The sequence below is a fragment of the Burkholderia sp. PR2 genome, from assembly GCF_052372875.1.
Taxonomy (GTDB): Bacteria; Pseudomonadota; Gammaproteobacteria; order Burkholderiales; family Burkholderiaceae; genus Burkholderia; species Burkholderia diffusa.
Genome location: NZ_JBQRWH010000004.1, coordinates 929,759 through 955,286, shown reverse-complemented (window position 1 = coordinate 955,286; position 25,528 = coordinate 929,759). Strand labels below are relative to the sequence as shown.

Below are 25,528 nucleotides of genomic sequence, written 5' to 3'. Positions count from 1 at the left end.
GCGCTTTCGTTTCGTAGTTGCATCGAAGCGGCGCGCGGCATTGCCCGCGCGCCGCCGTCCGGTTTCACTGGCGCTTGCCGCGCCGAAACCAGCCGTCGAGCACGTCGGTCGTCAGCAATCCGCTGCGCGCCTCGCGCGCGCCATCGCGTCCGATCCACACGGTACGCGGCATTTCTCCCCGCCATCCCGCATCGAGTGCCGCCCGCAGACGCTCGGGCATCGGCTCCGCGTTCGCATACTGCGCGACCTGCGGCGGCAGGTTCATTTGCGCGAGCGCCTGCGCGATCGCCGCACCGTTGTCGTCGTACGCGTCCATCGAGACCATCGCGAGGCGCACGTCCGGATGCCGGCGCTGCCACGCGACCAGATGCGCGGCGTTCTCGCGGCAGTAGCCGCAATCGAGCGACCAGATCTCGACCGCGAGCGGCCGTTCGAGCGCCGTCGCGTACAACTTCGCGACCTCGGACGCGCGCAGCGGCTGCAGTTCACCGGCCCATGCGGGCAGACTCGCAAGCACGGCGCAGATCGACACCAGCAGCCGTTTCATTGCGCCCCCTCCACGGAAATCAGCCGATAGCCGTCGTTACGCGTACGCCACGACAGGTAGATGCGTCCTGCATCGTCGAGCAGTTGCGGGTTGTCGCTCGCACCCGACGTCGACGCGATCACGCGCGGCGCCGACCAGTGCTCGCCGCGATCGTCCGAGCGGCGCAACTTGATCTGCATCGTGTCGCCGTCGAACGCCTTCCATGCGAGCCAGACGACATCACCGCGCGCGACGAGCGCCGCATGCGATGCCTGCTCCGCTGGTACCGCCGGATTCGCGCCGAACGCCCAGGGTGTGCCGAGCTGCCTCCCATCGGCGCCGATGCGCGAGTAGAACACGTCGGCGCGGCCGTCGACGACGCCGAACCACGCGATGTGGCGCGTGCCGTCCGGCGCGATCGCGAGCGCCGGCCCGTGCTCGGGGCACGCCTCGACGTGCCAGTTCGAGAACGTCGCGCGCACCGGCGCGACGGGCTCCGACGCCGACACGGGCAGCACCGCGAGCGCATGGTCGCGGATCTGCCCCGGGAACACGTTGCGCCACACGGCTTCGATATGTCCGGCCGGATCGATCGCCATCGCGATGCGGCAGCATTCGCATGTGTGATCGGTCACCTTGCGCTCGGGCTTGAACGACGCGCCGCCGTCGCGCGACACGGCGTAGTAGACGGCCGCACCGTCGTACGCCCGCCCCGCCGCCTTCGCCGCAACGAGATCGCGCTTGTCGATCCACGCGATCGCGATGTTGCCGGCCGGATCGACTGCCATCATGTCGAAGCGGTGCGTGATCGCCTGCCGGTCGCGATGCACGGTGACGGGCACGCTCCAGGTCGCGCCGCCGTCGAGCGAACGCGAAAAGCGCACCATGCCGGTGTACGGCGCATCGAGCGGCATCGACCACGACACGTATACCGCACTACCGTCCGGGCTCGTCGCGATCTTCGGGCGATTCTCCGCACTCGTGTAGATCGGCTCGGGCATCGCGTTGACGGTCGCGGGTGCGGACAGCGTGCGGCCCGCGTCATCCGAGTGCGCGACGACGACGTGCGCGCCTTCGACCCATGCGACCCACAGCCGGTGCCGCACGTCGAATGCGGCGCCGGTCGCGAGCGGCTGCTTCTGCTGTGCCGGCGCGGCCTGCATGCTCATGTGCGCCGCATGCGGATCGACGGTGTTCGGCGCGTCGTGCGCACCTGCGGGCGACAGCGCCGCGAGCCACAGCGCGCAGCCTGCCGAGAACGATTTCACAGCGACCATTTCAGTTCTCCAAAGAAAGTGCGGCCCGGATACGGGTGGAACACGTAGTAGCGACGGTCAGTCAGGTTGTCGATGCCGACCGACGCGACCCAGTGACGGTCGAGCCGGTAGCGTGCCTTCAGGTCGACGACCGTGAAGGTGCTCGTGCCGCCGTACACGTCCGGATTGACGTCGCTGTTGTCGAGCGTATTGAACTGGCGGCCCGAGTAGCGGACGCCGACGCTCGCGAGCCAGTGTTCGTCGAAGCGGTACGACGCGAGCAGGTTCGCGCGCATGCGCGGGATGCGCGGAAAGCGCGAACCGACGTAAGCCGGATTCGCGGCGTCGGCCAGAATCTGCGCGTTGCTCGCCGACACGTTCGCGTCGATGTCGAGCCCGCGCAGCCCGACGCTCTGGCCGCTGAATGCGAGTTCGACGCCACGTACGCGCACGCGATCGACGTTCGAGATGTTGGTGACGGTCGACGCGCCCGACACCGTCGTCTGGCTGTAGATCGAATCGCGCAGGTCGCTCTGGAACACGCTCGCGCGCACGACGCCGACGCCCACGTCGCGCTCGGCCGTGAAGTCCCAGTCGATCGCCTTTTCCGGCCGCAGGTTCGGGTTGTTGTTGACGATCGCGTTGTTCGAGATCGTGCCCTGGAACAGTTCGCCGACCGTCGGGAAGCGCGTGCCGGTCGCGAACGACAGCCGGAAGCGCCAGACGTCCGTCGCGTCCCATTGCAGCGCGACTTTTGGCGACAGCGCATTCGCGTTGCGGTCCGCGTAGCCGCGCATGCCGTTGGCGTTGCCAAGCGCGCCGCCGTACGCATCCCAGCGCTCGTAGCGCAGGCCGAGGGTCGCGAGCCAGCCGGGCGCGAAACGCCACGCGTCCTGCGCGAACAGCGCCTGCGTGCGCGTGTCGCCCCGGTAGACGCTCGCGAGCGACGTAGTCGGCCCGGTCAGCCAGTCGGCCGTGTTGTACGTGACGTTGCGCAGGAAATAGTTGTCGTAGTGATAGCCGAACGTGAACGCGTGGCCCTTCACTTCCGGCGCTTCGGCCTTCAGGTCGAACGTGCGCCAGCCCGTGCCGTCGCCCTGGAACAGCGTGCCCGCCCCGCCCTGCACGGTCGACGCCGCGCGCAGCACGTCGCGCGATACGTCGTACGCCGACACGACGCCCGACAGCCGCCAGCCCGAATCCAGCCGACCGTTCAGGCCGAGCGCGTAGAACCAATTCTCCTGGTCGCCGCGCTGCGGCGCGAACGCGCTCGGCGCGACGGTCATGTTCCGGCCGCCAATCGACACGTTGCCACCGTAGACGGGATTGCCGGCCGCATCGCGCAGGAAGGTTTCGCCGTGCTGCCGGTAATGGTTTTCCCAGTGCCCGAGCGTCAGCGTCGCGTCGACGTGGTCCGTCAACGCATAGCCCATCCGGACCGTCTCGTTGAGCTGCTCGGTCCGCTCGATGGTCTGCGCGCCGACGATCGTGCGCGGCTTGCCGTTCGGCCCGATGTCGGTAGCCGCTCCCGTAACTGGCACCGCAGCGCCGAGCTTCGGGTTGTAGGCTGAATTGGGGCCCGCATACTGCATCGGCTGGCCGTCGTTCTCCAGCCGGTCAAGCGACAGCGAAAACCAGAACTTGCCGACGCGGTTCGCGATCCGCGCGGTCTGGTGATTGCCGCCGAAGCTGTCCGCGAACCCGTAGCCGTCGTGATAGCGCTGCGTGAAGAACTGCGTCGACAGCGACGCCTCGAGCGCATCGGGGCGCCGCGTCGTCAGCAGCACGGTCGAGCCGATCGCGTTGCCGGGATACAGCGCGGAAAAGGGACCATACAGCACGTCGACGCGCGCGATATCGTCGGGCGCGATCAGCGACCAGCGCGGCGGATACGCATAACTCGAACCGAGCAGGTTCGACAGCAGCAGCCCGTCGGCGTAGACGAGCCCGCGCGCGCTCTGCAACTCGTTGAAGTCGCGGCCGGCGAACACGCTGTTGCGATCGCCGATGTAGCGCTTGCGAACCATCAGGTTGGGTGCGTACTTCAGCGCGTCCTCGGTGGTGACGTTGGTGTGCGCGTCGATCTGCTCGCGCGTGATCGACTCGACGACGGCCGGCGTATCGGGATCGACGGGTTGCCGCCGGGCGGAAACGCTGACGGCGGTCAGCGTGCCGCCCGTCGGCGCGGGCGCGGCAACCGGTGCGGCACGGCCGGCCGGGTTGCCCGGGCCGCCGGGCACGGGGTCCGCGGATGCGCCATCGATCGTGGCCGCCTGCGCGGCAGGCCAGACAAAAACTGCGGCGCAGGCGAGCGCGAGCCGGCCGCGCGACGGCCGCGCGGGGAAGGTGAACGACATGGATGAATTCCTGAAAACGTGACCGGACGCCGCCGTGCGCGAGCCGACGCGCCGCGCGCACATGGCGCGGCGCGCGGATCGGGCCGCAGGCGACACGCGCGCCACCGGAGCGCGCGGACGATATCAATCAGATCGGGACGTTTTCAGGCGGACCGCGCGGCTGCGCGAGACGGATGCCCTTGCGGGGAAAAACGGGAACGGCCGGGGCGGCCGCCCGGTACGCGAATGCGCGCACGAAGCCCGGCAATGCAGGCAGGCTCGTGCCGAGCGCCACGTTCGCCGCGAAGCCGGGACAGTACACGCAGTGCGGCACGCCGGCATGGTCCAACGGCGTTGTGCCGCGGTCGTCGCCCGACTGCGCGAGGGCGATGTGGCGCACGCCTGCCGCACTGCACAATTCGAGCGTGAGCTCGCCGGAACCGCTCGATGCGAGACGCGCGTAGCCGATGACGGGCGACAGTACGTTCAGTACGAGCGCCAACCATACGAGGCCGATCCATCGCGTCGTTCGTTTCATCGCGGTCCAGGAAAAAGAGCGCGCAAGTATAACAAGCGGCCCGATCGTTGCCGACGTGCGAGGTGCAATAGTCGGCATCGCACAGTGCGCGGCTGCGCATGTGCCGTTAATACAACAGAGACAAAATCTAACGATTCGCCACTGGCATAAATCCAAGCGCGAGGTTGATAATTATTGAACCTGCTGGAGAAATGACCATGGACGAAAGACCAACCCGCATGCCCCCGCCCGAGCAAGTGATGAGCCCGGATCCGGAACCCGTCGGCGTGGAATTCCTCGCCGAGTTGCCCGAGCATGTCCGGGCATTCTTCGACGAGCAGCACAAGCTGTACTCGCCGAAGTGAACCTACGTTCCGTTCTGTAACCGCCACGTGTCGATCGATATCGTGCGGTTCATCGCTGCGTTTTCGGCGCAGATCGCTTCGCACCCGGGCTGCAATGGCCTGACGGTGCCGGATCAGCGCGTCCGCTGATTCTTCTGTCGCGTCGTTCCGCCGCGCGACTGTCTTCGTCTATTCTTCTGGTTTTCCACCTCCGGCCAGCCCGGTCCTCCCGATCGTTCCGATGAAACAAGCCATTCGTGCCAGCGTCGCTGTCGCCGCGCTCGGCGTCGCCTTTTTTACGTCACCGCACGTCGCACGCGCGGACGGCGACGACACCGCGCTTACCAATCTCGTCGCGCTCGCATCGCAGCGGCTCGCACTTGCCGAACCCGTCGCGCGATGGAAATGGGCAAACCACCAGGCGATCGAGGACCGGCCGCGCGAAGCGGCCCTGCTCGCATCGGTGGAGAAGCGTGCCGCACAGTCCGGCGTGGATCCCGCGTTCGCGCGCACGTTCTTCGAGGATCAGATCGCCGCGAGCAAGGACGTGCAGAACGCGCTCTTCGCAACGTGGCGCGCGACGCGGCCGCCGGAAGGCTCGCCGCCCGACCTCGCGACCAGCACGCGGCCGGCGCTCGACCAGCTCACGCAAAAGATGCTGGCCGGCCTCGCGCAAGTCGCACCGCTGCGCGACGCGCCCGATTGCCAGGCGCGGCTCGCACGCAGCATCGCAAACTGGAAGACGCTTACGCGCTACGACCGCACCCAGACGCAGGCACTCGGCATCGCGCTGTCGCACGTCTGCTCGGCCGGCGGCGCCAGCGCGATCGGCTGATGGCGCGGGGCCATTACGCGCTGCAGCCGGCGGTGCTCAGTCGGCAGGCGTGAGCGCCGCTATCGGAATCAGTTGCAGGCCGCGCGCGAGATGCGTCTGCAGCAGGCGATGGGTATGCGGCTCGACTGCACCGTCCGCGCCATCGGCCACGAGCCGCGCCGCCGCATCGAGCGATTCGGCCACACCGAGGTAGCGCCAGCCGTCGATCACATGAAACAGGCGGCGCTCGCCGCTCGCCTCGAACGCGACCGGGCCGTCGAACGGCCAGGGCACATTGCCGGCACGGGCGCTTTCGGCCGCGGGACGCCGGTTGTATGACGGACGCAGACGAGCGATCCACTGCGCTTCCGCAAGCATTGCGCCGAGTTCGTTGCCGGTCTCCCGCCATTCGACGCGCCGCACCTGCTGCGCAATCCGCATTTCCTTCGACGAACGCCGCTCGCCGGTCAGCAGCGCGCGCAAGCGCTGCCGCACGCGCACGCTGCGGCCAACGTACAGCGCTACGTCACCCTCCCCGAACAACGCGTACGCGCCGCATCCGGCCGGCGCGGTATCGAGCCACGCTTCGGTCATGCCGCCCGCGAGACGGAAGTGGCGCGTCGTGCGCGCAATCTGGTCGCGCAGACGCTCGAGCGGCACGATCTCGTGCAATTGCCGCCAGAACTGCCAAAGGAGATCGGCATCCGCGAGCGCCCGGTGGCGGGCGGCGGGAACGAGGCCATGCCGCTCGATCAGCGCATCGAGTCCGTGTCGCGCCTCCCGCGGAAACAGCGCGCGCGACAACCGCACCGTGCACAGCACGTCCGGATTGAATGCGAAGCCGGCGCGCTCGAATTCGGCACGCAGGAAGCCCCGGTCGAAGCTCGCGTTGTGCGCGACGAACAGCTTGCCGTCGAGCCGCTCGAACAGCACGGGCGCGAGCGACGCGAACGACGGCGCGTCGCGCACCATCTCATCGGAAATGCCCGTCAGTTGCTGGATGAACGGCGGAATCGATTGCCCCGGATTGACCAGTGTCGTCCATGTCGATACGCCCAGCGGGCCGATTTCGACCACGCCGATTTCAGTGATGCGGTGCTCGGCGGACGAACCACCGGTGGTTTCGAGATCGACGAAGACGAGCGGCTGTTCGCAGGCGGGATCGGACGGACGGAAATCGGACATGAAAAGGCGGGAGAGACAATGCTTCCGTGAGTATGCACCGGCAGGCGTGTTCGCGACCAGTCCGAAGCGGATTCGATTCGCCGGTCACGGGTTTTCGTGCCCCAAAAAGCAAAAAGCCCCCGCGATGCGGGGGCCGGACGTGATCGGCAATGCGTGGCGCGTCAGACCGCCTGGATATTCGCTGCCTGCTTGCCTTTCGGCCCGACTTTCACATCGAAGGAAACGCGCTGGTTTTCCTTCAGCGTTTTGAAGCCGTCCATCCGGATTTCGGAAAAGTGCGCAAACAGATCTTCGCCACCATTGTCGGACGTAATAAAGCCGAAACCTTTAGCATCGTTAAACCATTTTACGATACCGGTATCCATACCTTCGTTCCCCACTCGATTAGATCAAAAAAGCTACTGTTTATAGCCGCTTCCCGAAATCCCGCAACGGCGCGCCGACACTCACCCCCAGCGCTCCGCCCGGGGACGGAGTGCTGACTTTATAAATTGGACGATCCGGGTGCGTCAAGGGAATTTTTGGCGCCTTCTTTATCAAAAAAACGTCAATACCACTGGAATCGGTACACCATCGTCTTTTATTAATTGATCCGCATCAAAAACCTGTCAATATTACCTGGATCGAATCACCGATAATCAAAAACATGAAAAACCTACCGGGGACAAATCGGGCCGGTAAAATCATCGGGTTTTTTCCGGATTGCCAAGAACGAAGGACGTTGCGATGCTGGTGCATGGCATTTGGAGGAGAAGGTCATGTGGCTGGACGGAATCAAACGCCTTGCGAGCCGGCTCGCACGCGTACGCCGCAAGTCCCGCGCGCTGGCCGAGTCTCGTGAAACGCCATGCGATACCGAGTTCGACCCGACCTGGCACGGCGATCATTGGCAGAACCTGCTGGCTTCACCGCTGGACGCCCGTCACTACGTGATGGAAGACTGGACGTACACGCCGCCGCAAGCCGAAACCGATGACACGCAACCGACAGGCAAGCGCAAGCGACGCTCGTACAAGCAATAGGGATCCGGGAGACGGGCAAAAAAAAAGCGCGACTGGGAAGTCGCGCCGACAAAGGTTTGGAGATCTTTTCCGTCAACGAAAAAGTCTGCTTCGGAAAGCAGAGATCGCAGTATAGCGAGAGAACATCCTTTCATTATCCATGCTCCACACAAACCTCTATTGCCGATGTGTCAATAATCGCGCTAGGTCTGCCCCGCCCGCCACCGATTGCCTGTCGCGATCGCGCAACGCCCTCGACACCCGTTATGCAGTCCTGAGCACATTCTCCGCCTGCTGCGCTGCCGCAAAGTCTTGATGGCCGGGGCTCCCGGCGCATACACTCATTCTTGCGGGATTCAAAATACAGTATTGCCAGAAGCAATTTCCTTTTGCACCCGGACCCATCCTTACACTGCAAATGGATTTCCGACGAAGGCGCCGCGCTCAACGCGCACGGCGTCGCCGACACGCGACGCCGCCGATGCCCGCAGCAGGTTCGATCGACATCATCCTGTTTGGAGACAGATCATGAAAAAGCCCCTGATCGTCGCCGCATTGACCGGCGTGTGTGCCACTGCCGCCCATGCGCAAAGCAGCGTCACGCTGTACGGCCTGATCGATGCAGGCATCACCTATACGAACAACCAGGGTGGTCACAGCGCGTGGCAGGAGACCAGCGGCTCGATCAACGGCAGCCGCTGGGGCCTGCGCGGCACCGAGGATCTCGGAGGCGGACTGAAAGCGATCTTCACCTTGGAAAACGGCTTCGGCATCAACAACGGTTCGCTCAAGCAGAACGGCCGCGAATTCGGCCGCCAGGCTTTCGTCGGCCTCGCGCACCAAAGCTACGGCTCGCTCACGCTCGGCCGCCAGTACGACAGCGTCGTCGATTTCCTCGGCCCGCTGTCGCTGACCGGCACCCAATACGGCGGCACGCAGTTCGCGCACCCGTTCGACAACGACAATCTGAACAACTCGTTCCGGATCAACAACTCGGTCAAGTATCAGAGTGCCAATTACGGCGGCCTGAAGTTCGGCGCGCTGTATGGCTTCTCGAATTCCAGCGATTTCTCGAACAACCGCGCATACAGCGTGGGCGCGTCGTACAGCTATCTGGGCTTCAACGTCGCGGCCGCGTACATGCAACTCAACAACAACATCAACGCGCTGTCGCTCGCAGCCAGCGACCCCGGCGCGGTGGCCGGCGACTGGACGTTCGCCGCCAGCCGTCAGCGCACCTGGGGCGCGGGCCTCAACTATACGTTCGGGCCCGCGACGGCCGGCTTCGTGTTCACGCAGACGCGCCTGACCGATTCGGCCAGGATCAGCGCCGGGCAGTCCGGCGTGTCGGGCGGCATCCCGCTCACCGGCGGCACGCGCTTCAACAATTACGAAGTGAATGGCCGCTACGCGTTGACACCGGCATTCTCGCTCGCGGGTTCATACACGTACACCGACGGCCGCCTCGACGGCCAGACGCCCAGCTGGCACCAGTTCAACCTGCAGGCCGACTATGCGCTGTCGAAGCGCACCGACCTGTATCTGCAGGGCGAGTACCAACGGGTCAATGCGGACGGCCTGACTGTGGGTGCGAACATCAACGGGCTCGACACCGCGTCGTCGACGAACAAGCAGATCGCGGTCACGGCCGGCATGCGCCACCGCTTCTGAGCAATGCGATCGGTCCCCGCCCGGCAAGGACCGTCATGACGAAGCGCCCCACCCGGGGCGCTCGTCGTTTCAGCGCTGCGCTGTGCGAATGCACCGCTCCCCGCTCACGCGCTGCCCGGTGCCGGATAGCGAACGTCGAGCACGTCGATCGGCTGGGGACCAGCCGGCGTCATCAGCGTGACGGTGTCGCCGATCTTCGCCTTGATGAGGGCTCGTGCGACCGGCGAAATCCAGCTGACACAGCCGCGATCGAGATCGACCTCGTCGATCCCGACGATCGTGACGGTGTGATCCTCGCCGTCCGGCGTCGCGTAATCGACGGTCGCGCCGAAGAACACCTGGTCGACATTCTCCTGCCGGCTCGCGTCGACGACTTCGGCGAGATCGAGCCGCTTCGTCAGAAAGCGGATCCGGCGGTCGATCTCGCGCAACCGCCGCTTGCCGTAGATGTAGTCGCCGTTCTCCGATCGATCGCCGTTCGACGCGGCCCACGACACCAACCGCACGACTTCGGGGCGCTCGACGTCGATCAGGTTCAGGAGTTCGTCCCTGAGCCGCTTGTGGCCGGCCGGGGTGATGTAGTTCTTCGTGCCCGCCGGAATCGCGGGTTGACTCGGGTCGAGATCGTCGTCGTCGCCGTCCGACTCTTTGACAAACGCCTTGTTCATGATGCAGATTCAACACTTGGATGACTGATGCATCAAGGGTACACGAACGCGGCCGCCCAGGATCGGGTGACATTTTTTGCGAATAAGGCTTCCCTTTTTATACAACCCTGCTATACTTCCGCTTCTGCGTGCGGCTGTAGCTCAGTTGGATAGAGTACTTGGCTACGAACCAAGGGGTCGTGGGTTCGAATCCTGCCAGCCGCGCCACTTTTTTTCGAGGGCCTTCCAAACCGAAGGCCCTTTCAGTTCGATGTTGTAGCGTTTTGTTTTTGCGTGCGGCTGTAGCTCAGTTGGATAGAGTACTTGGCTACGAACCAAGGGGTCGTGGGTTCGAATCCTGCCAGCCGCGCCACCTTTTTGGGGGCCTTCCCATCGCAGAAGGTTCCGACAGTTGAAGTAGTACCGCTTTGCGTGCGGCTGTAGCTCAGTTGGATAGAGTACTTGGCTACGAACCAAGGGGTCGTGGGTTCGAATCCTGCCAGCCGCGCCACCTCAGAAGGGCCTTCCTCCGGGAAGGCCCTTTTTTCTTTTCCGCCCCCCTCTTTTGTTCGGCCACCGCCCGCTCGAGTCGGGTTGCCACTTCATGACAGCGCCCGACGCGCTGCACACATGAAAACGGCGGTCCGTGGCCGCCGTCGCATCCCGCCGCAAACCACCGCGCGACGTCAGTAATCCTGCCGCTCGCGCTCGATGCGCATGCCGCCGTCGTGACGCGCATGCACGCTGTCGTCGGTCGAGCGCTCGCGCATGATCCGCATCACGTCCGGATTGGTCCGCACGCGCCGCATCACGTTCGCGAGATGCACGCGATCGCTGACCTGGATCACGAACCGCAGCACCGTCGATTCGTGCGTCAGATCCTCGTCCATCGCGATGTGAACGATGTTCGCGTCGGCCGACGTGATGTCCGCCGCGACGCGCGCGAAGATGCCCTTCGTGTTCTTCACGAGCGCCTTCACCGCGACGTCGAACAGACGACCCGGCTGCGGCGCCCACTCGACGTCGATCCAGCGGCCCGGATCGCGACGATGGATGCGCTGCGCGACCCGGCAATCGGTCGTATGAATCGCCATCCCGAGGCCGATGCCGATATAGCCCATGATCGCATCGCCCGGAATCGGCCGGCAGCACGCCGACAGTTGCACGGACATCCCTTCGGTGCCGGTGATCACGACCGGCGGCGCATTGTGCGCGGGATGCCGCTCGGACTTCGGCAGATCGTCGTCCGCATCGCGGCCGGTCATCAGCACCTCGATGCGCTTGGCCATCACCGCGGCGACGCGGCGGCCGAGGCCGATGTCCGCGAAGATTTCCTGGCGGCTCTTGTTGCCCGTCCACTGAACGAGCTTCTCCCACACCTCCGGCGCGACATCGGCGAGCGCGAGCCCGTAACCCTTCAGGCTCTGATCGACGAGCCGCTCGCCGAGCTGCACCGACTCGTTCAGGCGCATCGTCTTCAGGTAGTGACGAATCGCCGAACGCGCCTTGCCGGTGCGCACGAAACCGAGCCACGCGGGGTTCGGCTTCGAATACGGCGCGGTGATGACCTCGACGATGTCGCCGCTCTTCAGCTCGGTGCGCAGCGGCAGCAACTCGTTGTTGATCTTCACGGCCACGCACTGGTTGCCGAGATCGCTATGGATCGAATACGCGAAATCGAGCGCCGTCGCGCCGCGCGGCAACGCCATGATCTTCGACTTCGGCGTGAACACGTAGACCGCATCCGGGAACAGGTCGATCTTCACGTGCTCGAGGAATTCGCTCGAATCGCCGGCTTCGCTCTGGATGTCGAGCAGCGACTTCAGCCACTGATGCGCGCGCTTCTGCACGTCGTTCAGATCCGCGCCGCCGTTCTTGTACAGCCAGTGCGCGGCCACGCCGGCCTCGGCGATCTCGTGCATCTTGCGCGTGCGCACCTGGAACTCGATCGGCGCGCCGAACGGGCCGACGAGCGTCGTGTGCAGCGACTGATAGCCGTTGATCTTCGGGATCGCGATGTAGTCCTTGAACTTGCCGGGCACGGGCTTGTACAACGCGTGCAACGCACCGATGCATGTGTAGCAGTCGAGCGGACTCTCGACGACGACGCGAAAGCCGTACACGTCGAGCACCTGCGAGAACGATAGCTGCTTGTCGCGCATCTTGCGATAGATGCTGTAGATCGTCTTCTCGCGGCCGGTGATCTCCGCGTCGAGCTTCGCGTCGCTCATCGCGCGCTGAGCAGCCTCGAGGATCTTGCTGATTACTTCGCGGCGGTTGCCGCGCGCAGCCTTCACGGCCTTCTCGAGCGTCGCGTAGCGATGCGGGTTGAAGTTCGCGAAGCTCATGTCCTGCAGCTCGCGATACGTGTTGTTCAACCCGAGGCGGTGCGCGATCGGCGCGTAGATGTCGAGCGTCTCGCGTGCGACGCGCCGGCGCTTTTCCATCGGCACCGCGCCGAGCGTGCGCATGTTGTGCAGACGGTCGGCGAGCTTGACGAGGATGACCCGCACGTCGCGCGCCATCGCGAGCAGCATCTTGCGGAAGTTTTCCGCCTGCGCTTCCTCGCGGCTGCGGAACTCCATCTTGTCGAGCTTGGACAGGCCGTCGACCAGTTCGGCGACCTTCGGGCCGAACCGTTCGGCCAGTTCGCTCTTGGTCACGCCCTGGTCTTCCATCACGTCGTGCAGGAGCGCGGCCATCACCGCTTGCGCGTCGAGCTTCCAGCCGGCACAGATTTCCGCGACGGCGACGGGATGGGTGATGTAGGGTTCGCCGCTCTGGCGATATTGACCGAGGTGGGCTTCGTCACTGAAGTGGAACGCCGCCTTGACCTCTTTGATTTCTTCCGGAGGGAGATACTCGGCAAGCGCGGCCGTCAGTTTCGCGATCGAAACGACGCCGTGCTTGCGCGGCTGCTCCGGCGTGGCGGTCGGCCCGAACAGATGCCGGAAGGACTGTTCGAGGACCGCGTCGATGTACTGGCGCGCAGGCGACTGGGCCGTGGCTTCGGTGGTCGAATCCGCGGAGGCGGACGATGGGGTGGTGCTCATATTCGCCTCCAGGTCGAGTCGTTGCGCGCGTGGACTACATGGCTGGAACGGGCCGGATGCGCGTTACACCGGCACCTTCTTCAGCATCTCGACGCCGACCTGGCCGGCAGCGATCTCGCGCAGCGCGACGACGGTCGGCTTGTCGCGGCTCTCGATCTTCGGCGTATGGCCTTGCGCGAGCTGCCGCGCGCGGTAAGTGGCGGCGAGCGCCAGTTCGAAGCGGTTGGGGATTTGCTTCAGGCAGTCTTCGACGGTAATGCGAGCCATGTTGGTAATTCCTTCTGAATATAGTCCCTATTCTACCTTATGTCCCTCTACCCCCGCGTCATTCCGCGTGGGGCAAATGGATGCCGAGCTCGATGAACAGCTCGGTATGTCGCGCGTACTGCGAAGCAAAGCGCAGGCGCGTCGCCGCGACGATGCATTCGAGCTCGGCCAGTGCACGATCGAAATTTTCGTTGATCACCACGTATTCCGCTTCCGACGCGTGCGCCATCTCGCTGCCCGCGGCGAGCAGGCGTCGCGTGATCACGTTCGGCTCGTCCTGGCCGCGCTTCTTCAGACGTTCCTCGAGCGCGTCGAGCGACGGCGGCAGAATGAAGATGCCGACCGCGTTGCGGAACTGCTTCTTCACCTGCTGCGCGCCCTGCCAGTCGATCTCGAGCAGCACGTCGTGGCCGCTCATCATCTGCTCCTCGATCCAGACGCGCGACGTACCGTAGTAGTTGCCGTGCACTTCCGCGCTTTCGAGGAATTCGTGCGCGGCGTGGCGCGCGCGGAAATCCTCGACGGTCGTGAAGTGGTAGTGCTGGCCGTCCTGCTCGCCCGGGCGCGGCTTGCGCGTCGTGTACGAAATCGACAGGCAGATGTCGCTGTCCTTCGACAGCAGCGCATTCACGAGCGTCGACTTGCCGGCGCCCGACGGCGCGATGACCATGAACAGGTTGCCGGGATAGACGCCGCCGTGCAGCGCATGCGACGCGTGGCCGTCGTGAGTGGGATGGGTCATGTTGCGTTACTCCAGGTTTTGCACTTGCTCACGCATCTGCTCGATCAACAGCTTGAGCGCCATCGATGCGTCGGCCAGTTCCTTCGCCGCCGCCTTCGAGCCGAGCGTGTTTGCTTCTCGATTCAGTTCTTGCATCATGAAGTCGAGACGCTTGCCGACGCGGCCGCCCTTCTCGATCACGTGACGCGTTTCGTTCAGGTGCGCGGTGAGTCGCGACAGCTCTTCCGCGATGTCGATCCGGATCCCGTACATCGTCACTTCCTGACGAATGCGTTCCGCGGCTTCCTCGCGCGTGACGATCGGCGCGCTGCCTTCGGGCGCCGCGATGCCGAGCGCCTCCTGCAGCCTCTCGACGATCTTCTGCTGATGCTTCGCGATCAGCTCCGGCACGAGCGGCGTGATGCGCGCGACGATCGCCTCCATCTCGGTGACGTTCGACAGCAGCATCGTCGCCAGCTGCGCGCCTTCGCGCGAACGCACGACGACGAGTTCACCGATCGCTTCCTTGCCGCACGCGAGCACCGCGTCGCGGATCGCTTCCGCCGACACGCCGCTCTCGGCGAGCACGCCTGGCCAGCGCAGGATCTCGCCCGCACGCAGGCGACCGACACCCGGGAACGAATCGAGCACCGAGCGCTCGAGCTCGGCAAGCTGGCCGAGCGCCGTCTGGTTCAGCGCACCGGCACCGATGCTCTGCTCGCCGCGCTGCAGGTTGATGCGCACGTCGACCTTGCCGCGCGACAGCTTGTTCATCAGCATTTCGCGCAGCGCGGGCTCGCACGCGCGCACGTCGTCCGGCATGCGGAAATTCAGGTCGAGGAAGCGCGAGTTCACGGTGCGCAGTTCGACCGACACGCTGGTGCCGCCGTTGCCGGTGGCCGTCGCGAGTTCGCGCGTCGCGCTCGCGTAGCCCGTCATGCTGTAGATCATGGTTCGTCTCGCCGTCTGGGTGCCCTTCTCGGGCGGGAATATGTCGAGGCGCCCGGCGCATTGCAAGGCGCGGGGCGGGAAGCGCGCATTATCCCATTTTTGCGCCCCACCCCGCCGGGCAAGGCAGCCGTTCGGCGCTAAAATCGGGGTTTCCTCTTCCGTCCACGATTCCCCCATGACGTCTTCCCTGTCCCGCCCGAGCGGCCGCCGCGCCGACGAACTGCGCAAGGTCGCCCTCACGCGCCATTACACGAAACACGCCGAAGGCTCGGTACTCGTCGAATTCGGCGATACCAAGGTGATCTGCACCGCGAGCGTCGCCGAACGCGTGCCCGAATTCCTGCGCGATCGCGGCCAGGGCTGGCTGACGGCGGAATACGGGATGCTGCCGCGCGCGACGCACACGCGCAGCGACCGTGAAGCCGCGCGCGGCAAGCAGACGGGCCGCACGCAGGAAATTCAGCGCCTGATCGGCCGCGCGCTGCGCGCGGTGTTCGATCTCGAAGCGCTCGGCCCGCGCACGATCCACATCGACTGCGACGTGATCCAGGCCGACGGCGGCACGCGCACGGCCAGCATCACCGGCGCCTTCGTCGCCGCGCACGACGCCGTGTCGAAGCTGATCGCGGCCGGCAAGCTCGCGCGCTCGCCGATCACCGACCACGTCGCCGCGATCTCGGTCGGCGTGTACGAAGGCGCACCCGTGCTCGACCTCGACTACGCGGAAGATTCGCGCTGCGACACCGACATGAACGTCGTGATGACGGGCGCCGGCGGCTTCGTCGAAGTCCAGGGCACCGCCGAAGGCGTGCCGTTCTCGCGCGCCGAGATGAACGCGCTGCTCGACCTCGCGCAAAGCGGGATCGGCCAGCTCGTGCAGTTGCAGAAGGACGTGCTGGGCGCCGGCCATGTCTGACGATCGCACCCTCGCGCCGCTGTCGCGCATCGTGCTCGCGTCGAACAACGCCGGCAAGCTGCGCGAGTTCACCGCGCTGTTTTCGACGGTCGGCATCGAGATCGTGCCGCAGGGCGACCTGGCCGTGCCGGAGGCGGACGAGCCGTTCAGCACGTTCATCGAGAACGCGCTGACGAAAGCACGGCACGCGTCGCGGCTCACCGGCCTACCGGCGATCGCCGACGATTCGGGCCTGTGCGTGCGCGCGCTGCGCGGCGCACCGGGCGTCTATTCCGCACGCTACGCGCAGCGCGCGGGCGGCGACAAGGGCGACGCGGCGAACAATGCGTACCTCGTCGAGCAGCTGCGCGGCGTCGCCGACCGGCGCGCATACTATTGCTGCGTGCTCGCGCTGGTGCGCCACGCGGACGATCCCGAGCCGCTGTTCGCCGAAGGTCGCTGGGAAGGCGAGATCGTCGACACGCCGCGCGGCGAGCACGGATTCGGCTACGACCCGTATTTCCACCTGCCGTCGCTCGGCGCGACGGCGGCCGAACTCGAGCCGGCCGTGAAGAACACGCACAGCCATCGCGCGCTCGCGCTGAAGGCACTGCTCGCGCGGCTCGCGGAGGAACCGGCATGATCGTCTTCGTCACGCATTCGCAACCGGAGGCCGCATGAGCCAGGCGGCGGAAACCGGCGCGCGCGTCGTCGCGGCCTTCACGTCGCCCGGGCAGGTGCGGCTCACGTCGCTGCCGCCGCTCGCGCTGTACGTGCATTTTCCGTGGTGCGTGCGCAAGTGCCCGTACTGCGATTTCAACTCGCACGAGTGGAAGGGCGAGCGGTTTCCGGAAACCGAGTACCTCGACGCGCTGCGCGCCGATCTCGAACAGGCGCTGCCGCTCGTCTGGGGCCGGCAGGTGCATACGGTGTTCATCGGCGGCGGCACGCCGAGCCTGCTGTCCGCGGCCGGCCTCGACCGGCTGCTGTCCGACGTGCGCGCGCTGCTGCCGCTCGATGCCGACGCCGAGATCACGCTCGAGGCGAACCCGGGCACGTTCGAGGCCGCGAAGTTCGCGCAGTTTCGCGCGAGCGGCGTGAACCGCCTGTCCGTCGGCATCCAGAGCTTCAACGAAGGCCATCTGAAAGCGCTCGGCCGCATTCACGACACCGCGCAGGCGCGCGCGGCCGTCGAGATCGCCGCGAAGACGTTCGACAACTTCAACCTCGACCTGATGTTCGCGCTGCCGAACCAGACGCTCGACGAATGCCGGGCCGACATCGAAACCGCGCTGTCGTTCGCGCCGCCGCATCTGTCGCTGTATCACCTGACGCTCGAACCGAACACGCTGTTCGCGAAGTTTCCGCCCGTGGTGCCCGACGACGACGCGTCGGCCGACATGCAGGAATGGATCCACGCGCGCACGGCCGAGGCCGGTTACGGCCGCTACGAAGTGTCCGCTTACGCGAAGCCGAATCATCAGTGCAAGCACAACCTGAACTACTGGCGCTTCGGCGACTATCTCGGGATCGGCGCGGGCGCGCACACGAAGCTGTCGTTCCCGAACCGGATCCTGCGGCAGGCACGCTACAAGCATCCGGCTACCTTCATCGAACAGGCGATGGCCGGCACGCCGGTGCAGGAAGAACGTGAAGTCGGTGCGCGCGACCTGCCGTTCGAGTTCATGCTGAACACGCTGCGGCTCGTCGAGGGCTTCCCCGTGCACAGCTTCGTCGAACGCACGGGTTTGCCGATCGGCACGATCGAGCAGGCACTCAAGGATGCGGAGCAGCGCGGACTCATCACGCGCGATTTTGCGCAGATCGCGCCGACGCCGCTTGGTCAACGGTTCCTCAACGACCTGCAGGAATTGTTCCTGCGCGACGATTGAGGCGGAACGAGGCGGCATTTCGGTTACAATGCCGCCTCGTGTGGAAGCGTGGCCGAGCGGTTTAAGGCACCGGTCTTGAAAACCGGCGACGGGAAACTGTCCGTGAGTTCGAATCTCACCGCTTCCGCCAGGAAGTTCGCCAAACCCCGTCCATTCATCGAATGACGGGGTTTTTGTTTGTTCGACGCGCGCCGCGCACGGTGCCCGCCCCGCGTGCCGACGCATCTCGCCCGATGCCGTTACAATCCGGCGCTCCGATTCGCGAAACGGGAAACCACGTCATGAAGTCCTTCATCGCCTCGTCGCTCGTCGCCCTGGCTGCCGTCGGCACGCACGCCGCGGCCGCCGATTCCGCCTCCGGCACCGACGCGCAAACGCCGTCATGCGCGATTGCGTACGTGAAGGGTGTCGGCGGCTCGCCGCGCAGCCTGCGCGAATATCTCGCGAGCCCGACGCCGTACAACTACCTGAAGGAAAACGAGATCCAGTGCAAGGTGTCGGATGACGGGCGCGCATCGAACTGCACCGGCGTGACCTATATCCGCAACGAACAGGTCAGCGTGTACGACGATTCCGACCCGGCGACGCTGACGGTCGTCGCGCCGGTGGAACTCGAGCACGGCCAGAAGTATCCCGTGATCCTCGTGGTGCAGCGCAAGGACGCGCGCTGCACGCGGTAACGCGCGCCACGGCACGCCCGCCGTCCGCCGACGACGACGCGCGCGAGCCTCACGGGCCGGGCCGCCATCGCCTAGAATTCGATCAGCACGGCAACACGACCGCCGCCGCGACTCGATGCCGCCCGCGCCATCCGTGCGTGCGGCCCAGGGAGACCGCCATGACCGAATTGTCGACAGCGACGGATCACGTCGATTACGAAGGCTTCGAGATCCATGTGGTGCCGGGCATCGCCCCGGGCAGCGACACGCGTTACACCTACACCGGCTATGTCTGCCATCCTGGCGCGAATCCCGCGCTGCCCGATCATGCGGTGCCCTTCCACGCGGACGGCGAGGAAAGCTTCGCGAGCGTCGACGAAGCGGTTCGGGAAGCCGTGCACATCGGCAAGAGCATCATCGACGGCACGCATCCGGACCTGTCCGTTCTGTCGCTCGTAACACACGGCTACTAAGCGGGCAGATCGGGCCACGCCCACCGCCACTGCGTGCGACGCGCGTGCGCATATCGCGCCCGCGCCGTCACATGTCACGTCACATCGGAACACATGCCGGTCGGCCCGCCGATCGCCATCATCCGCGAATCGCTACGTCGCGCTTCGCGCACTATGCGTTTCTCCCGATAACAGGTCGCGGCCGGACGCCTATCATTTTTTTATCGTCACCCTCCGGCAGTCCGCCATGTCTCATCTTCCCCACCCGGGCGCCAGCCGGCTGCGTGTTCCCTGGCTGGTCGCCGCCTCGTTGCTTGCCGCCTGCACGATCACGCCGCCGCCATCGCTGCGCTCGGTGCAGACGATCCCGTCCGTCATCCGCAACGCGAATCGCGACCAGTACCGCGTGGAAGTCGCGCGGTGCGTCACCGAGCACAATCCGTCCGGCGTCGCGCGCGGGACGCCGCAGGCGATGCTGCGCTCGCTCGTCGTCGTCGCGTTCACCGTCGATGGCAGCGGCCGCCTCGTCAACGCATCCGTTTATCGCAGCAACGGCGACAGCGAAGCGGAAGGGCTCGCGCTCGCGTCGCTGCGTCGCTCGGCGCCGCTGCCGCCACCGCCGTCGAAACTGCTGGACGGCAATGGCCGGCTCGAGATGATGGAAGGCTGGCTGTTCAACGACGACGGACGTTTCCAGTTGCAAAGCACCGCATCCGCACAGGCGCAATCGCTCGACTGAGCCCGCGCCCGCCCGCGATTGCCGCTATGTCGCGGCGCTGGCTATAATTTTCCGCAATCGCGCGGCCACCCTCCCGCGCGCGCGTTCGCGCGCCGCACCCGGCATGCGAGCCGACCACGCCGGCACAGGGCGGCGGCGACCTATCCGTCTCCATCGTCGACCGGCGGGTGACGTCAGCGCCACGGCGCGCGTTCACGCCGCTACCGCATCATCCGCCCGGCTGCGATCTCCCGGCAGGCGTCCACCTGCCTGCCCGAGCGCACGCTCAGGCGAATGCCCCAACGACAAAACGGAGACATCCATGTCCGCATCTCCCCCGGCCGTTGCACACGCAACCGGTTCGGCCGGCGCCGTCAGCCACCGGCGCATCGTGTTCGCGAGCTTCATCGGCACCGCGATCGAGTTCTACGACTTCTACGTCTACGCGACTGCCGCCGCACTCGTCATCGGCCCCGTGTTCTTTCCGCACGGCTCCGCGACCGCACAGGCGCTGTCCGCATTCGTCACGTTCGGTATCGCATTCATCGCGCGGCCGATCGGCTCGTTCCTGTTCGGCCACTTCGGTGACCGCATCGGTCGCAAGTCGACGCTCGTCGCGTCGCTGCTCGTCATGGGCGTGTCCACCACCGCGATCGGATTCGTGCCCGGCTACGACACGATCGGCACACTCGCGCCGGTGCTGCTGTGCGTGCTGCGCTTCGGCCAGGGGATCGGCCTCGGCGGCGAATGGGGCGGCGCGGCGCTGCTCGCGACCGAGCACGCGCCGCAAGGCAAGCGCGGCTGGTTCGGGATGTTCCCGCAGCTGGGCCCGTCGGTGGGCTTCCTGATGTCGAACGGGCTGTTCTTCGCGCTCGCGCTGTCGCTGTCCGACGAACAATTCCGCAGCTGGGGCTGGCGCATCCCGTTCCTCGTCAGTGCGGTGCTCGTCGCGCTCGGCCTGTACGTGCGGCTGAAGATCACCGAGACGCCGGCGTTCCAGGCCGCACTCGACCGCAACGAACGCGTGCGCGTGCCGGTCGCGACGCTCGTCTCGCAACATTGGCGCCCCACATTGCTCGGCGCGCTCGCGATGGTGGTCTGCTACACGCTGTTCTATATCTCGACGGTGTTCTCGCTGTCGTATGGCGTGTCGACGCTGCACATTCCGCGTCAGAGCTTCCTCGGCCTGTTGTGCTTCGCTGTCGTGTTCATGGGGCTCGCCACGCCGCTGTCGGCGTGGGCGTCGGATCGCTTCGGCCGCAAGCCGGTGCTGGTCGTCGGCGCGATCGCCGCACTGCTGTCCGGCTTCGCGATGGAGCCGCTGCTCGGCAGCGGCTCGATGCCGCTCGTCGCGTTGTTCCTGACGGTCGAGCTGTTCCTGATGGGCGTGACGTTCGCGCCGATGGGCGCGCTGCTGCCCGAGTTGTTCCCGACCAACGTCCGCTATACGGGCGCCGGGGTCGCGTACAACCTCGGCGGGATCCTCGGCGCGTCGATCGCGCCGTACATCGCGCAGCTGCTCGCCGCGCGCGGCGGCCTGTCGTGGGTCGGCGGCTACGTGTCGGTCGCGGCAGCGATCAGCCTGATCGGCGTGCTGCTGATGCGCGAAACCCGCGACGCATCGCTCGTCTGAGCCTCAGGGGCGCCTCGGGTTGTGTGGCGGGCGGCGCTGACTATACTCGATCCGGGGGCGCCGTCGCGCGCCCCCGGATCCTCGAAGGAGCCGCCGCGATGAACATCCGCCTCGACAACGCCGACCTCGTCCTGATCCTGGCGCTCGCGCTGGGTGGCGCCCTGCTGCTCGCGGCACGCTTCCGGCCGAAAACCTGGCGCGGCCTCCTGTTCGAGGCGCTGCTCGCCAACCTGGCCGCCGTCGCCGCGGTGCTCACGGTCGAAGCACTGCTCGCCTGAACCGGCCGGCACCGTTTCCGCGGCGCCCATTCACGACGATAGCGGCCCTGTGCAGGCCCTAGGCCGTCAGCCGCTCGCGCTGGGCGCCGTAGGCCGACCCGACCGCATCGATCGCATCGAGTGCCTGCGCCACCGACGGCGGCGCGCCGGGCTCGCCGATCGACAGTGCATTCGGTGCGCCGCCGATGCCGCAATGGTGGCGCGAGGTCGCGACGAAAATCATCACGGTCGGCCGCTGCAGCGCATGCGCCATGTGCACGAACCCGGTATCGACCCCCACCACGAGCGCAGCCCGGCCGATGGCCGCGCCCAGTTCGCGCACCGACATCGCGGGCAGCACGACCGCGCCCGGCGCGCGCGCGGCAATGTCCTGCGCATCGTCGTGCTCGGCGGCCGATCCCCACGGCAACAACACGCGCACGCCACGCGCCATCATCCGGGTGGCTAGCGCGGCCCAGTCGTCGGCCGGCCATTTCTTGTCCGGATTGGACGTCGCGTGGAACAGCAGCATGAACGGCGCGCCGTCGGTCACGGCGGGCGGCAGGCTCGCATCCTGCGGCGGGACGATTCCGTACTCGGCGATGCCTTCGGGGACATAGCCGAGCGCCTCGCCGGCGCTCACGCGCATCCCGTGCCACGCGTCGCAATCCGGCCGCGGGCCGAAGCGATGCGAGTACGCGAAACGGGCGCCCGTCTCGCCAAGATCCTGCGTCTGGTAGCCGACACGGCGTGCGGCGCGCGCGAGTGCCGAGATGATCGCGCTCTTGTAGACGCCGTGCAGGTCGATGACGGCATCGTAGCGGTGCGCGCGCAGCGCGCCGATCGACGCGGAGATCGCCTTCAGGTCACCGCCGTTGCGGAGCTTCTTGAACCGCCGCAGCGGCGCGCAGAGCACGTTGCTTACGCCCGGGTGCCAGCGCACGACCTCCGCGCACGATTCATCCACGGCCCAATCGACCCTCACGCCCGGGAAGGCGCGATGGAGGTCTGCGACGACGGGCAGCGTCTGGACGACGTCGCCGAGCGACGTCACTTTCACGATGAGGATGCGTTTCACGTTCGTTATGAGGAATGGCTGGCCATTTCGCCATGCTATCGACGCTTGCGGTGCGCGGATATTACACCGACATTACATTTGCAACAAAATGCGACGCATTTGTGAATATTTGTCGAGCCCCGCCGCATCGGGTTCTTTTTATAATGCGTTCTTTGCCCTCCCGGCCCGCTGCCGATGCAACGCCCCGCCCTTCCTGCCCTGTTCCCTGCCCTCACCCGCCGCTCGCTGCGGATCTGGCGCCAGTACGGCGTGTTCTGGCTCGGCGCGATCGCCGTCGGCCTCGCGGCCGTGCTGTACGCGCGGCTGATCGACTGGGGCTACGACACCTTCCGCACGATGCGCGACCACGCCGCGTGGCTGCCGCTGCTGCTGACGCCGTCGATCGCCGCCGCGTCGGCATGGCTCACGCGCCGCTTCTTCCGCGGCGCGGAGGGCAGCGGGATCCCGCAAGTCATTGCGACACTGCACGCGAGCCCGAGCGCATTCGGTGCGCGGCTGCTGACGCTGCGCATCCTGTTCGGCAAGGTCCTGATCTCGTTCCTGGGAATCCTCGGCGGCTTCACGATCGGCCGCGAAGGCCCGACCGTGCAGGTCGGCGCGGCGCTGATGTTCAACCTGCGGCGCTTCTACCCGCGCTCGAACGCGCAGATCGAACGGCAACTGGTGCTCGCCGGCGCGGCGGCCGGCCTGTCGGCGGCATTCAATACGCCGCTCGCCGGGATCGTGTTCGCGATCGAGGAGCTGACCCGCAGTTTCTCCGCCCGCGCAAGCGGCGTGCTGATCACCGCGATCATCCTCGCCGGTGTCGTCGCATTGGGACTGAACGGCAACTACACGTACTTCGGCACGATCGACGCCGGCCAGCATTTTCCGAAGATGCTTGCCGTCGCCGTGCTCGTCACCGCGATCGTGACGGGCATCGCGGGCGGTCTCTTCAGCTGGCTGCTGCTCAATACGGGCCGCTGGCTGCCCGCGCGCCTGCTCGGCCTGTATCGCGAGCGCCCGATCGCGTTCGCGGCTCTGTGCGGCTTCGTGATCGCGCTCGTCGGCCTCGTGTCGGGCGGGACGACGTTCGGCAGCGGCTATGCCGAGGCACGCGGCCTGCTCGACGGCCATGAACGGCTGTCGGTGCTTTATCCGTTCCTGAAGATGGTGTCGATGGTCGCGTCGTACCTGCCTGGCATCCCGGGCGGGATCTTCGCGCCTTCGCTGTCGATCGGCGCCGGGTTCGGCAACCTGCTGCACATCGTGTTCGGCAACATGAGCCTGCCGATGCTGATCGCGCTCGCGATGGTCGGCTACCTCGCGGCGGTCACGCAGTCGCCGATCACGTCGTTCGTGATCGTGATGGAGATGATCAACGGTCACGCGCTCGTGATTTCGCTGATGGCGACCGCGCTGGTATCGAGCCGCATGGCGCGCTTCTTCGCACCGCCCCTCTACGAAACGCTCGCCGAGCGCTATCTCGCGCCGCCCGCGGCCACCGCGGAACCCGCCGCGGCACCGGCGGCTGCGGCCGCGGTCGTCGAGCCGCAGGATGCGGCCGCCGCGCCCGCCGATCCGCTCGACACGCTGCGCGAGCAGGACGGCGGCGAGCCGGAGGCCCCTGTGACCGGCAACGTCGCCAAGCACACGCCGGCGACGTCGCACGAGCCCGGCGCGTCCGCATCCGGTGCGAGCGGCCCGGCGCCGGCGGGCCCGCGTGACCCTCAGTAGATCACCACCGGCGCCGGCCGATAGTAGACGGGCCGGGCCGGCACGACGATACAGCCGGCGAGCGTGATCGCGACGAGCGCGATGGCAATGGCGGTTCGTTTCATCGCATGCCTCCGTCAGGCCCAGTGGCCGCGGGTCCAGAACCAGTTCGGGCCGCGCTGATCCCAGTGGCCCGGCACCCAGTGCATGCCGATGCGCTCGGTTTCCCAGTGGCCGCCGATCCAGACGTAGCGGCCATGGTCCCAGTGCCAGTGCCCGCGCTCCCACACATAGCCGACGCGCGCGTCGGGCACGACCTCGTGGCGCACGGGCGGCGGCGCGTTCGGCGCGACGACGACGATTTCCTCCACGGGCGCGGCCACCGGTTCGGCGACGACCATCCGGCCCGACTGCACCATTACCGGGGCACCGACGAGGATTTCGTCCGCGCGTGCGGCGAGCGGCGCGGCAATGGCTGACAGGCCCGCGGCGAACAGTGCGAGCGAAACGATACGACGTCGAACGACAGAGACAGCCATGACAACCTCCTGATTAACAAATGACGCGAGCGTATTCGTTCAATGCGGGAGGTCGATCAACGGCCGACAGACGCCGTGTTACGGCGAGCCCCAAAGTGCAACAGGGCGTAAGACGCGCACGACGGCATGCGCCGCCGTGCGGGGGGACATGCAAGCGTCAGGCTTGCGGGATCTCGATCTTCACTTCGAGGACCTCGAGATCGTCCTGGCGCTCGAGGCTCACGCGGATGTCATCGTTCGAAATATGGACATACTTCGAGATGACCGCGACCAGCTCCTTCTGCAGCGCCGGCAGGTAATCGGCCGGCGGCCGGCCGCCAACCCGCTCGTGCGCGATGATGAGCTGCAGGCGCTCCTTCGCGACCGATGCGGACTTCTTCTTCTCGCCGAGGAGAAACGAAAGGATGGACATGGGCGGCCT

General features: G+C 66.3%; 27 protein-coding genes and 4 tRNA genes. 17 read left to right on the top strand and 14 right to left on the bottom strand.

The window, feature by feature from the left end:
- Window positions 1-64 precede the first annotated feature (64 nt).
- The 4 genes from ACT2FV_RS21635 to ACT2FV_RS21620 all read right to left on the bottom strand — a co-directional run bounded on the left by ACT2FV_RS21635 (window position 65) and on the right by ACT2FV_RS21620 (window position 4,656).
- Window positions 65-547: a TlpA disulfide reductase family protein gene (locus ACT2FV_RS21635; RefSeq protein ID WP_124904379.1), complete on the bottom strand. Its 483-nt coding sequence runs from the start codon at window positions 545-547 to the stop codon at window positions 65-67.
- Window positions 544-1,803, bottom strand: coding sequence for an exo-alpha-sialidase (locus tag ACT2FV_RS21630; protein ID WP_444504762.1), 1,260 nt, complete (start codon window positions 1,801-1,803; stop codon window positions 544-546). Before ACT2FV_RS21630 ends, ACT2FV_RS21635 begins: the two co-directional genes overlap by 4 nt.
- Window positions 1,791-4,139: a TonB-dependent receptor gene (locus ACT2FV_RS21625; protein WP_444504761.1), complete on the bottom strand. Its 2,349-nt coding sequence runs from the start codon at window positions 4,137-4,139 to the stop codon at window positions 1,791-1,793. Before ACT2FV_RS21625 ends, ACT2FV_RS21630 begins: the two co-directional genes overlap by 13 nt.
- A gap of 127 nt (window positions 4,140-4,266) precedes the next feature.
- Window positions 4,267-4,656 (bottom strand): DUF2946 domain-containing protein, encoded by a 390-nt coding sequence (locus ACT2FV_RS21620; RefSeq protein WP_124623485.1) that lies wholly within the window; start codon window positions 4,654-4,656, stop codon window positions 4,267-4,269.
- A gap of 197 nt (window positions 4,657-4,853) precedes the next feature.
- On the opposite strand from ACT2FV_RS21620, the gene ACT2FV_RS21615 reads away from it, so the two are divergent.
- Both ACT2FV_RS21615 and ACT2FV_RS21610 read left to right on the top strand, forming a co-directional pair.
- Window positions 4,854-5,000, top strand: a complete 147-nt coding sequence (locus ACT2FV_RS21615) for a hypothetical protein (RefSeq protein WP_009690993.1) — start codon at window positions 4,854-4,856, stop codon at window positions 4,998-5,000.
- A 220-nt stretch (window positions 5,001-5,220) separates the two neighbouring features.
- Entirely contained in the window at window positions 5,221-5,814 is a 594-nt protein-coding gene (locus ACT2FV_RS21610) for a chorismate mutase (RefSeq protein ID WP_124623488.1), read from the top strand.
- A gap of 36 nt (window positions 5,815-5,850) precedes the next feature.
- Here the strand turns inward: ACT2FV_RS21610 and ACT2FV_RS21605 are convergent, their stop codons facing one another.
- Both ACT2FV_RS21605 and ACT2FV_RS21600 read right to left on the bottom strand, forming a co-directional pair.
- The gene (locus ACT2FV_RS21605) at window positions 5,851-6,978 is read right to left on the bottom strand and encodes an exonuclease domain-containing protein (RefSeq protein ID WP_124904369.1); all 1,128 of its coding nucleotides are present in this window, start codon (window positions 6,976-6,978) and stop codon (window positions 5,851-5,853) included.
- Between the two features lie 161 nt (window positions 6,979-7,139).
- Window positions 7,140-7,343, bottom strand: coding sequence for a cold-shock protein (locus ACT2FV_RS21600; RefSeq protein ID WP_006476615.1), 204 nt, complete (start codon window positions 7,341-7,343; stop codon window positions 7,140-7,142).
- 393 nt (window positions 7,344-7,736) lie between these two features.
- On the opposite strand from ACT2FV_RS21600, the gene ACT2FV_RS21595 reads away from it, so the two are divergent.
- A complete protein-coding gene (locus ACT2FV_RS21595; protein WP_151050525.1) occupies window positions 7,737-8,000 on the top strand; it encodes a hypothetical protein in 264 nt (87 codons plus the stop codon).
- 507 nt (window positions 8,001-8,507) lie between these two features.
- Complete coding sequence (locus tag ACT2FV_RS21590) at window positions 8,508-9,650, top strand: porin (RefSeq protein ID WP_444504760.1); 1,143 nt, start codon at window positions 8,508-8,510, stop codon at window positions 9,648-9,650.
- Window positions 9,651-9,754: 104 nt separating this feature from the next.
- Here ACT2FV_RS21590 and greB read toward each other — a convergent pair whose 3' ends face one another.
- Window positions 9,755-10,318: a transcription elongation factor GreB gene (greB, locus tag ACT2FV_RS21585; RefSeq protein WP_059530120.1), complete on the bottom strand. Its 564-nt coding sequence runs from the start codon at window positions 10,316-10,318 to the stop codon at window positions 9,755-9,757.
- A 130-nt stretch (window positions 10,319-10,448) separates the two neighbouring features.
- Here greB and ACT2FV_RS21580 point away from each other — a divergent pair.
- The 3 genes from ACT2FV_RS21580 to ACT2FV_RS21570 all read left to right on the top strand — a co-directional run bounded on the left by ACT2FV_RS21580 (window position 10,449) and on the right by ACT2FV_RS21570 (window position 10,808).
- Window positions 10,449-10,525, top strand: a tRNA-Arg gene (locus ACT2FV_RS21580).
- Window positions 10,526-10,593: 68 nt separating this feature from the next.
- Window positions 10,594-10,670, top strand: a tRNA-Arg gene (locus tag ACT2FV_RS21575).
- A 61-nt stretch (window positions 10,671-10,731) separates the two neighbouring features.
- Window positions 10,732-10,808, top strand: a tRNA-Arg gene (locus ACT2FV_RS21570).
- A gap of 175 nt (window positions 10,809-10,983) precedes the next feature.
- Here ACT2FV_RS21570 and ACT2FV_RS21565 read toward each other — a convergent pair.
- The 4 genes from ACT2FV_RS21565 to ACT2FV_RS21550 form a co-directional block, all read right to left on the bottom strand.
- Window positions 10,984-13,350: a RelA/SpoT family protein gene (locus tag ACT2FV_RS21565; RefSeq protein ID WP_151050521.1), complete on the bottom strand. Its 2,367-nt coding sequence runs from the start codon at window positions 13,348-13,350 to the stop codon at window positions 10,984-10,986.
- Between the two features lie 63 nt (window positions 13,351-13,413).
- Window positions 13,414-13,617, bottom strand: a complete 204-nt coding sequence (gene rpoZ, locus ACT2FV_RS21560; RefSeq protein WP_006025620.1) for a DNA-directed RNA polymerase subunit omega — start codon at window positions 13,615-13,617, stop codon at window positions 13,414-13,416.
- A 58-nt stretch (window positions 13,618-13,675) separates the two neighbouring features.
- Window positions 13,676-14,359, bottom strand: a complete 684-nt coding sequence (gene gmk / locus ACT2FV_RS21555; RefSeq protein WP_059598968.1) for a guanylate kinase — start codon at window positions 14,357-14,359, stop codon at window positions 13,676-13,678.
- Between the two features lie 6 nt (window positions 14,360-14,365).
- A complete protein-coding gene (locus ACT2FV_RS21550; protein WP_059598967.1) occupies window positions 14,366-15,289 on the bottom strand; it encodes a YicC/YloC family endoribonuclease in 924 nt (307 codons plus the stop codon).
- A 175-nt stretch (window positions 15,290-15,464) separates the two neighbouring features.
- Between ACT2FV_RS21550 and rph the strand changes: the two genes are divergently transcribed.
- The 9 genes from rph to ACT2FV_RS21505 all read left to right on the top strand — a co-directional run bounded on the left by rph (window position 15,465) and on the right by ACT2FV_RS21505 (window position 21,816).
- A complete protein-coding gene (gene rph / locus ACT2FV_RS21545) occupies window positions 15,465-16,205 on the top strand; it encodes a ribonuclease PH (RefSeq protein ID WP_059530129.1) in 741 nt (246 codons plus the stop codon).
- Window positions 16,198-16,827, top strand: coding sequence for an RdgB/HAM1 family non-canonical purine NTP pyrophosphatase (gene rdgB, locus ACT2FV_RS21540; RefSeq protein ID WP_151050517.1), 630 nt, complete (start codon window positions 16,198-16,200; stop codon window positions 16,825-16,827). The genes rph and rdgB overlap by 8 nt, the downstream gene beginning before the upstream one ends.
- Before the next feature lie 34 nt (window positions 16,828-16,861).
- Window positions 16,862-18,076, top strand: a complete 1,215-nt coding sequence (gene hemW, locus ACT2FV_RS21535; protein WP_124904361.1) for a radical SAM family heme chaperone HemW — start codon at window positions 16,862-16,864, stop codon at window positions 18,074-18,076.
- Window positions 18,077-18,118: 42 nt separating this feature from the next.
- Window positions 18,119-18,206: transfer RNA gene (locus ACT2FV_RS21530), tRNA-Ser, on the top strand.
- Between the two features lie 151 nt (window positions 18,207-18,357).
- Complete coding sequence (locus tag ACT2FV_RS21525; RefSeq protein ID WP_124623500.1) at window positions 18,358-18,756, top strand: hypothetical protein; 399 nt, start codon at window positions 18,358-18,360, stop codon at window positions 18,754-18,756.
- Window positions 18,757-18,914: 158 nt separating this feature from the next.
- Complete coding sequence (locus ACT2FV_RS21520; RefSeq protein ID WP_124623503.1) at window positions 18,915-19,208, top strand: hypothetical protein; 294 nt, start codon at window positions 18,915-18,917, stop codon at window positions 19,206-19,208.
- Window positions 19,209-19,434: 226 nt separating this feature from the next.
- Complete coding sequence (locus ACT2FV_RS21515; protein WP_151050514.1) at window positions 19,435-19,926, top strand: energy transducer TonB family protein; 492 nt, start codon at window positions 19,435-19,437, stop codon at window positions 19,924-19,926.
- Between the two features lie 301 nt (window positions 19,927-20,227).
- Entirely contained in the window at window positions 20,228-21,538 is a 1,311-nt protein-coding gene (locus ACT2FV_RS21510) for an MFS transporter (RefSeq protein WP_444504759.1), read from the top strand.
- A 98-nt stretch (window positions 21,539-21,636) separates the two neighbouring features.
- The gene (locus tag ACT2FV_RS21505; RefSeq protein ID WP_059605294.1) at window positions 21,637-21,816 is read left to right on the top strand and encodes a hypothetical protein; all 180 of its coding nucleotides are present in this window, start codon (window positions 21,637-21,639) and stop codon (window positions 21,814-21,816) included.
- Window positions 21,817-21,874: 58 nt separating this feature from the next.
- On the opposite strand, the gene waaC is transcribed toward ACT2FV_RS21505, so the two are convergent.
- A complete protein-coding gene (gene waaC, locus ACT2FV_RS21500) occupies window positions 21,875-22,873 on the bottom strand; it encodes a lipopolysaccharide heptosyltransferase I (RefSeq protein ID WP_151050510.1) in 999 nt (332 codons plus the stop codon).
- 174 nt (window positions 22,874-23,047) lie between these two features.
- Between waaC and ACT2FV_RS21495 the strand changes: the two genes are divergently transcribed.
- Complete coding sequence (locus ACT2FV_RS21495; RefSeq protein ID WP_444504758.1) at window positions 23,048-24,589, top strand: chloride channel protein; 1,542 nt, start codon at window positions 23,048-23,050, stop codon at window positions 24,587-24,589.
- A gap of 116 nt (window positions 24,590-24,705) precedes the next feature.
- Here ACT2FV_RS21495 and ACT2FV_RS21490 read toward each other — a convergent pair whose 3' ends face one another.
- Both ACT2FV_RS21490 and minE read right to left on the bottom strand, forming a co-directional pair.
- On the bottom strand, window positions 24,706-25,107 hold the full coding sequence (locus tag ACT2FV_RS21490; protein ID WP_444504757.1) for a YXWGXW repeat-containing protein: 402 nt from the start codon (window positions 25,105-25,107) through the stop codon (window positions 24,706-24,708).
- A gap of 157 nt (window positions 25,108-25,264) precedes the next feature.
- Entirely contained in the window at window positions 25,265-25,519 is a 255-nt protein-coding gene (minE, locus tag ACT2FV_RS21485; protein WP_006486661.1) for a cell division topological specificity factor MinE, read from the bottom strand.
- Between the last annotated feature and the right edge of the window lie 9 nt (window positions 25,520-25,528).

Excerpts from the sequence above, each read along its gene's own strand:
- minE (WP_006486661.1), bottom strand. The coding sequence starts at position 25,519 with ATGTCCATCCTTTCGTTTCTCCTCGGCGAGAAGAAGAAGTCCGCATCG.
- ACT2FV_RS21595 (WP_151050525.1), top strand. The coding sequence starts at position 7,737 with ATGTGGCTGGACGGAATCAAACGCCTTGCGAGCCGGCTCGCACGCGTA.
- ACT2FV_RS21625 (WP_444504761.1), bottom strand. The coding sequence starts at position 4,139 with ATGTCGTTCACCTTCCCCGCGCGGCCGTCGCGCGGCCGGCTCGCGCTC.
- ACT2FV_RS21615 (WP_009690993.1), top strand. The coding sequence starts at position 4,854 with ATGGACGAAAGACCAACCCGCATGCCCCCGCCCGAGCAAGTGATGAGC.
- greB (WP_059530120.1), bottom strand. The coding sequence starts at position 10,318 with ATGAACAAGGCGTTTGTCAAAGAGTCGGACGGCGACGACGACGATCTC.
- ACT2FV_RS21565 (WP_151050521.1), bottom strand. The coding sequence starts at position 13,350 with ATGAGCACCACCCCATCGTCCGCCTCCGCGGATTCGACCACCGAAGCC.
- ACT2FV_RS21515 (WP_151050514.1), top strand. The coding sequence starts at position 19,435 with ATGTCTCATCTTCCCCACCCGGGCGCCAGCCGGCTGCGTGTTCCCTGG.
- ACT2FV_RS21490 (WP_444504757.1), bottom strand. The coding sequence starts at position 25,107 with ATGGCTGTCTCTGTCGTTCGACGTCGTATCGTTTCGCTCGCACTGTTC.
- ACT2FV_RS21590 (WP_444504760.1), top strand. The coding sequence starts at position 8,508 with ATGAAAAAGCCCCTGATCGTCGCCGCATTGACCGGCGTGTGTGCCACT.
- gmk (WP_059598968.1), bottom strand. The coding sequence starts at position 14,359 with ATGACCCATCCCACTCACGACGGCCACGCGTCGCATGCGCTGCACGGC.
- ACT2FV_RS21635 (WP_124904379.1), bottom strand. The coding sequence starts at position 547 with ATGAAACGGCTGCTGGTGTCGATCTGCGCCGTGCTTGCGAGTCTGCCC.
- hemW (WP_124904361.1), top strand. The coding sequence starts at position 16,862 with ATGAGCCAGGCGGCGGAAACCGGCGCGCGCGTCGTCGCGGCCTTCACG.
- ACT2FV_RS21495 (WP_444504758.1), top strand. The coding sequence starts at position 23,048 with ATGCAACGCCCCGCCCTTCCTGCCCTGTTCCCTGCCCTCACCCGCCGC.
- ACT2FV_RS21600 (WP_006476615.1), bottom strand. The coding sequence starts at position 7,343 with ATGGATACCGGTATCGTAAAATGGTTTAACGATGCTAAAGGTTTCGGC.
- ACT2FV_RS21630 (WP_444504762.1), bottom strand. The coding sequence starts at position 1,803 with ATGGTCGCTGTGAAATCGTTCTCGGCAGGCTGCGCGCTGTGGCTCGCG.
- rpoZ (WP_006025620.1), bottom strand. The coding sequence starts at position 13,617 with ATGGCTCGCATTACCGTCGAAGACTGCCTGAAGCAAATCCCCAACCGC.
- ACT2FV_RS21520 (WP_124623503.1), top strand. The coding sequence starts at position 18,915 with ATGACCGAATTGTCGACAGCGACGGATCACGTCGATTACGAAGGCTTC.
- ACT2FV_RS21620 (WP_124623485.1), bottom strand. The coding sequence starts at position 4,656 with ATGAAACGAACGACGCGATGGATCGGCCTCGTATGGTTGGCGCTCGTA.
- ACT2FV_RS21610 (WP_124623488.1), top strand. The coding sequence starts at position 5,221 with ATGAAACAAGCCATTCGTGCCAGCGTCGCTGTCGCCGCGCTCGGCGTC.
- rdgB (WP_151050517.1), top strand. The coding sequence starts at position 16,198 with ATGTCTGACGATCGCACCCTCGCGCCGCTGTCGCGCATCGTGCTCGCG.
- rph (WP_059530129.1), top strand. The coding sequence starts at position 15,465 with ATGACGTCTTCCCTGTCCCGCCCGAGCGGCCGCCGCGCCGACGAACTG.
- ACT2FV_RS21550 (WP_059598967.1), bottom strand. The coding sequence starts at position 15,289 with ATGATCTACAGCATGACGGGCTACGCGAGCGCGACGCGCGAACTCGCG.
- ACT2FV_RS21525 (WP_124623500.1), top strand. The coding sequence starts at position 18,358 with ATGAAGTCCTTCATCGCCTCGTCGCTCGTCGCCCTGGCTGCCGTCGGC.
- ACT2FV_RS21505 (WP_059605294.1), top strand. The coding sequence starts at position 21,637 with ATGAACATCCGCCTCGACAACGCCGACCTCGTCCTGATCCTGGCGCTC.
- ACT2FV_RS21510 (WP_444504759.1), top strand. The coding sequence starts at position 20,228 with ATGTCCGCATCTCCCCCGGCCGTTGCACACGCAACCGGTTCGGCCGGC.
- ACT2FV_RS21605 (WP_124904369.1), bottom strand. The coding sequence starts at position 6,978 with ATGTCCGATTTCCGTCCGTCCGATCCCGCCTGCGAACAGCCGCTCGTC.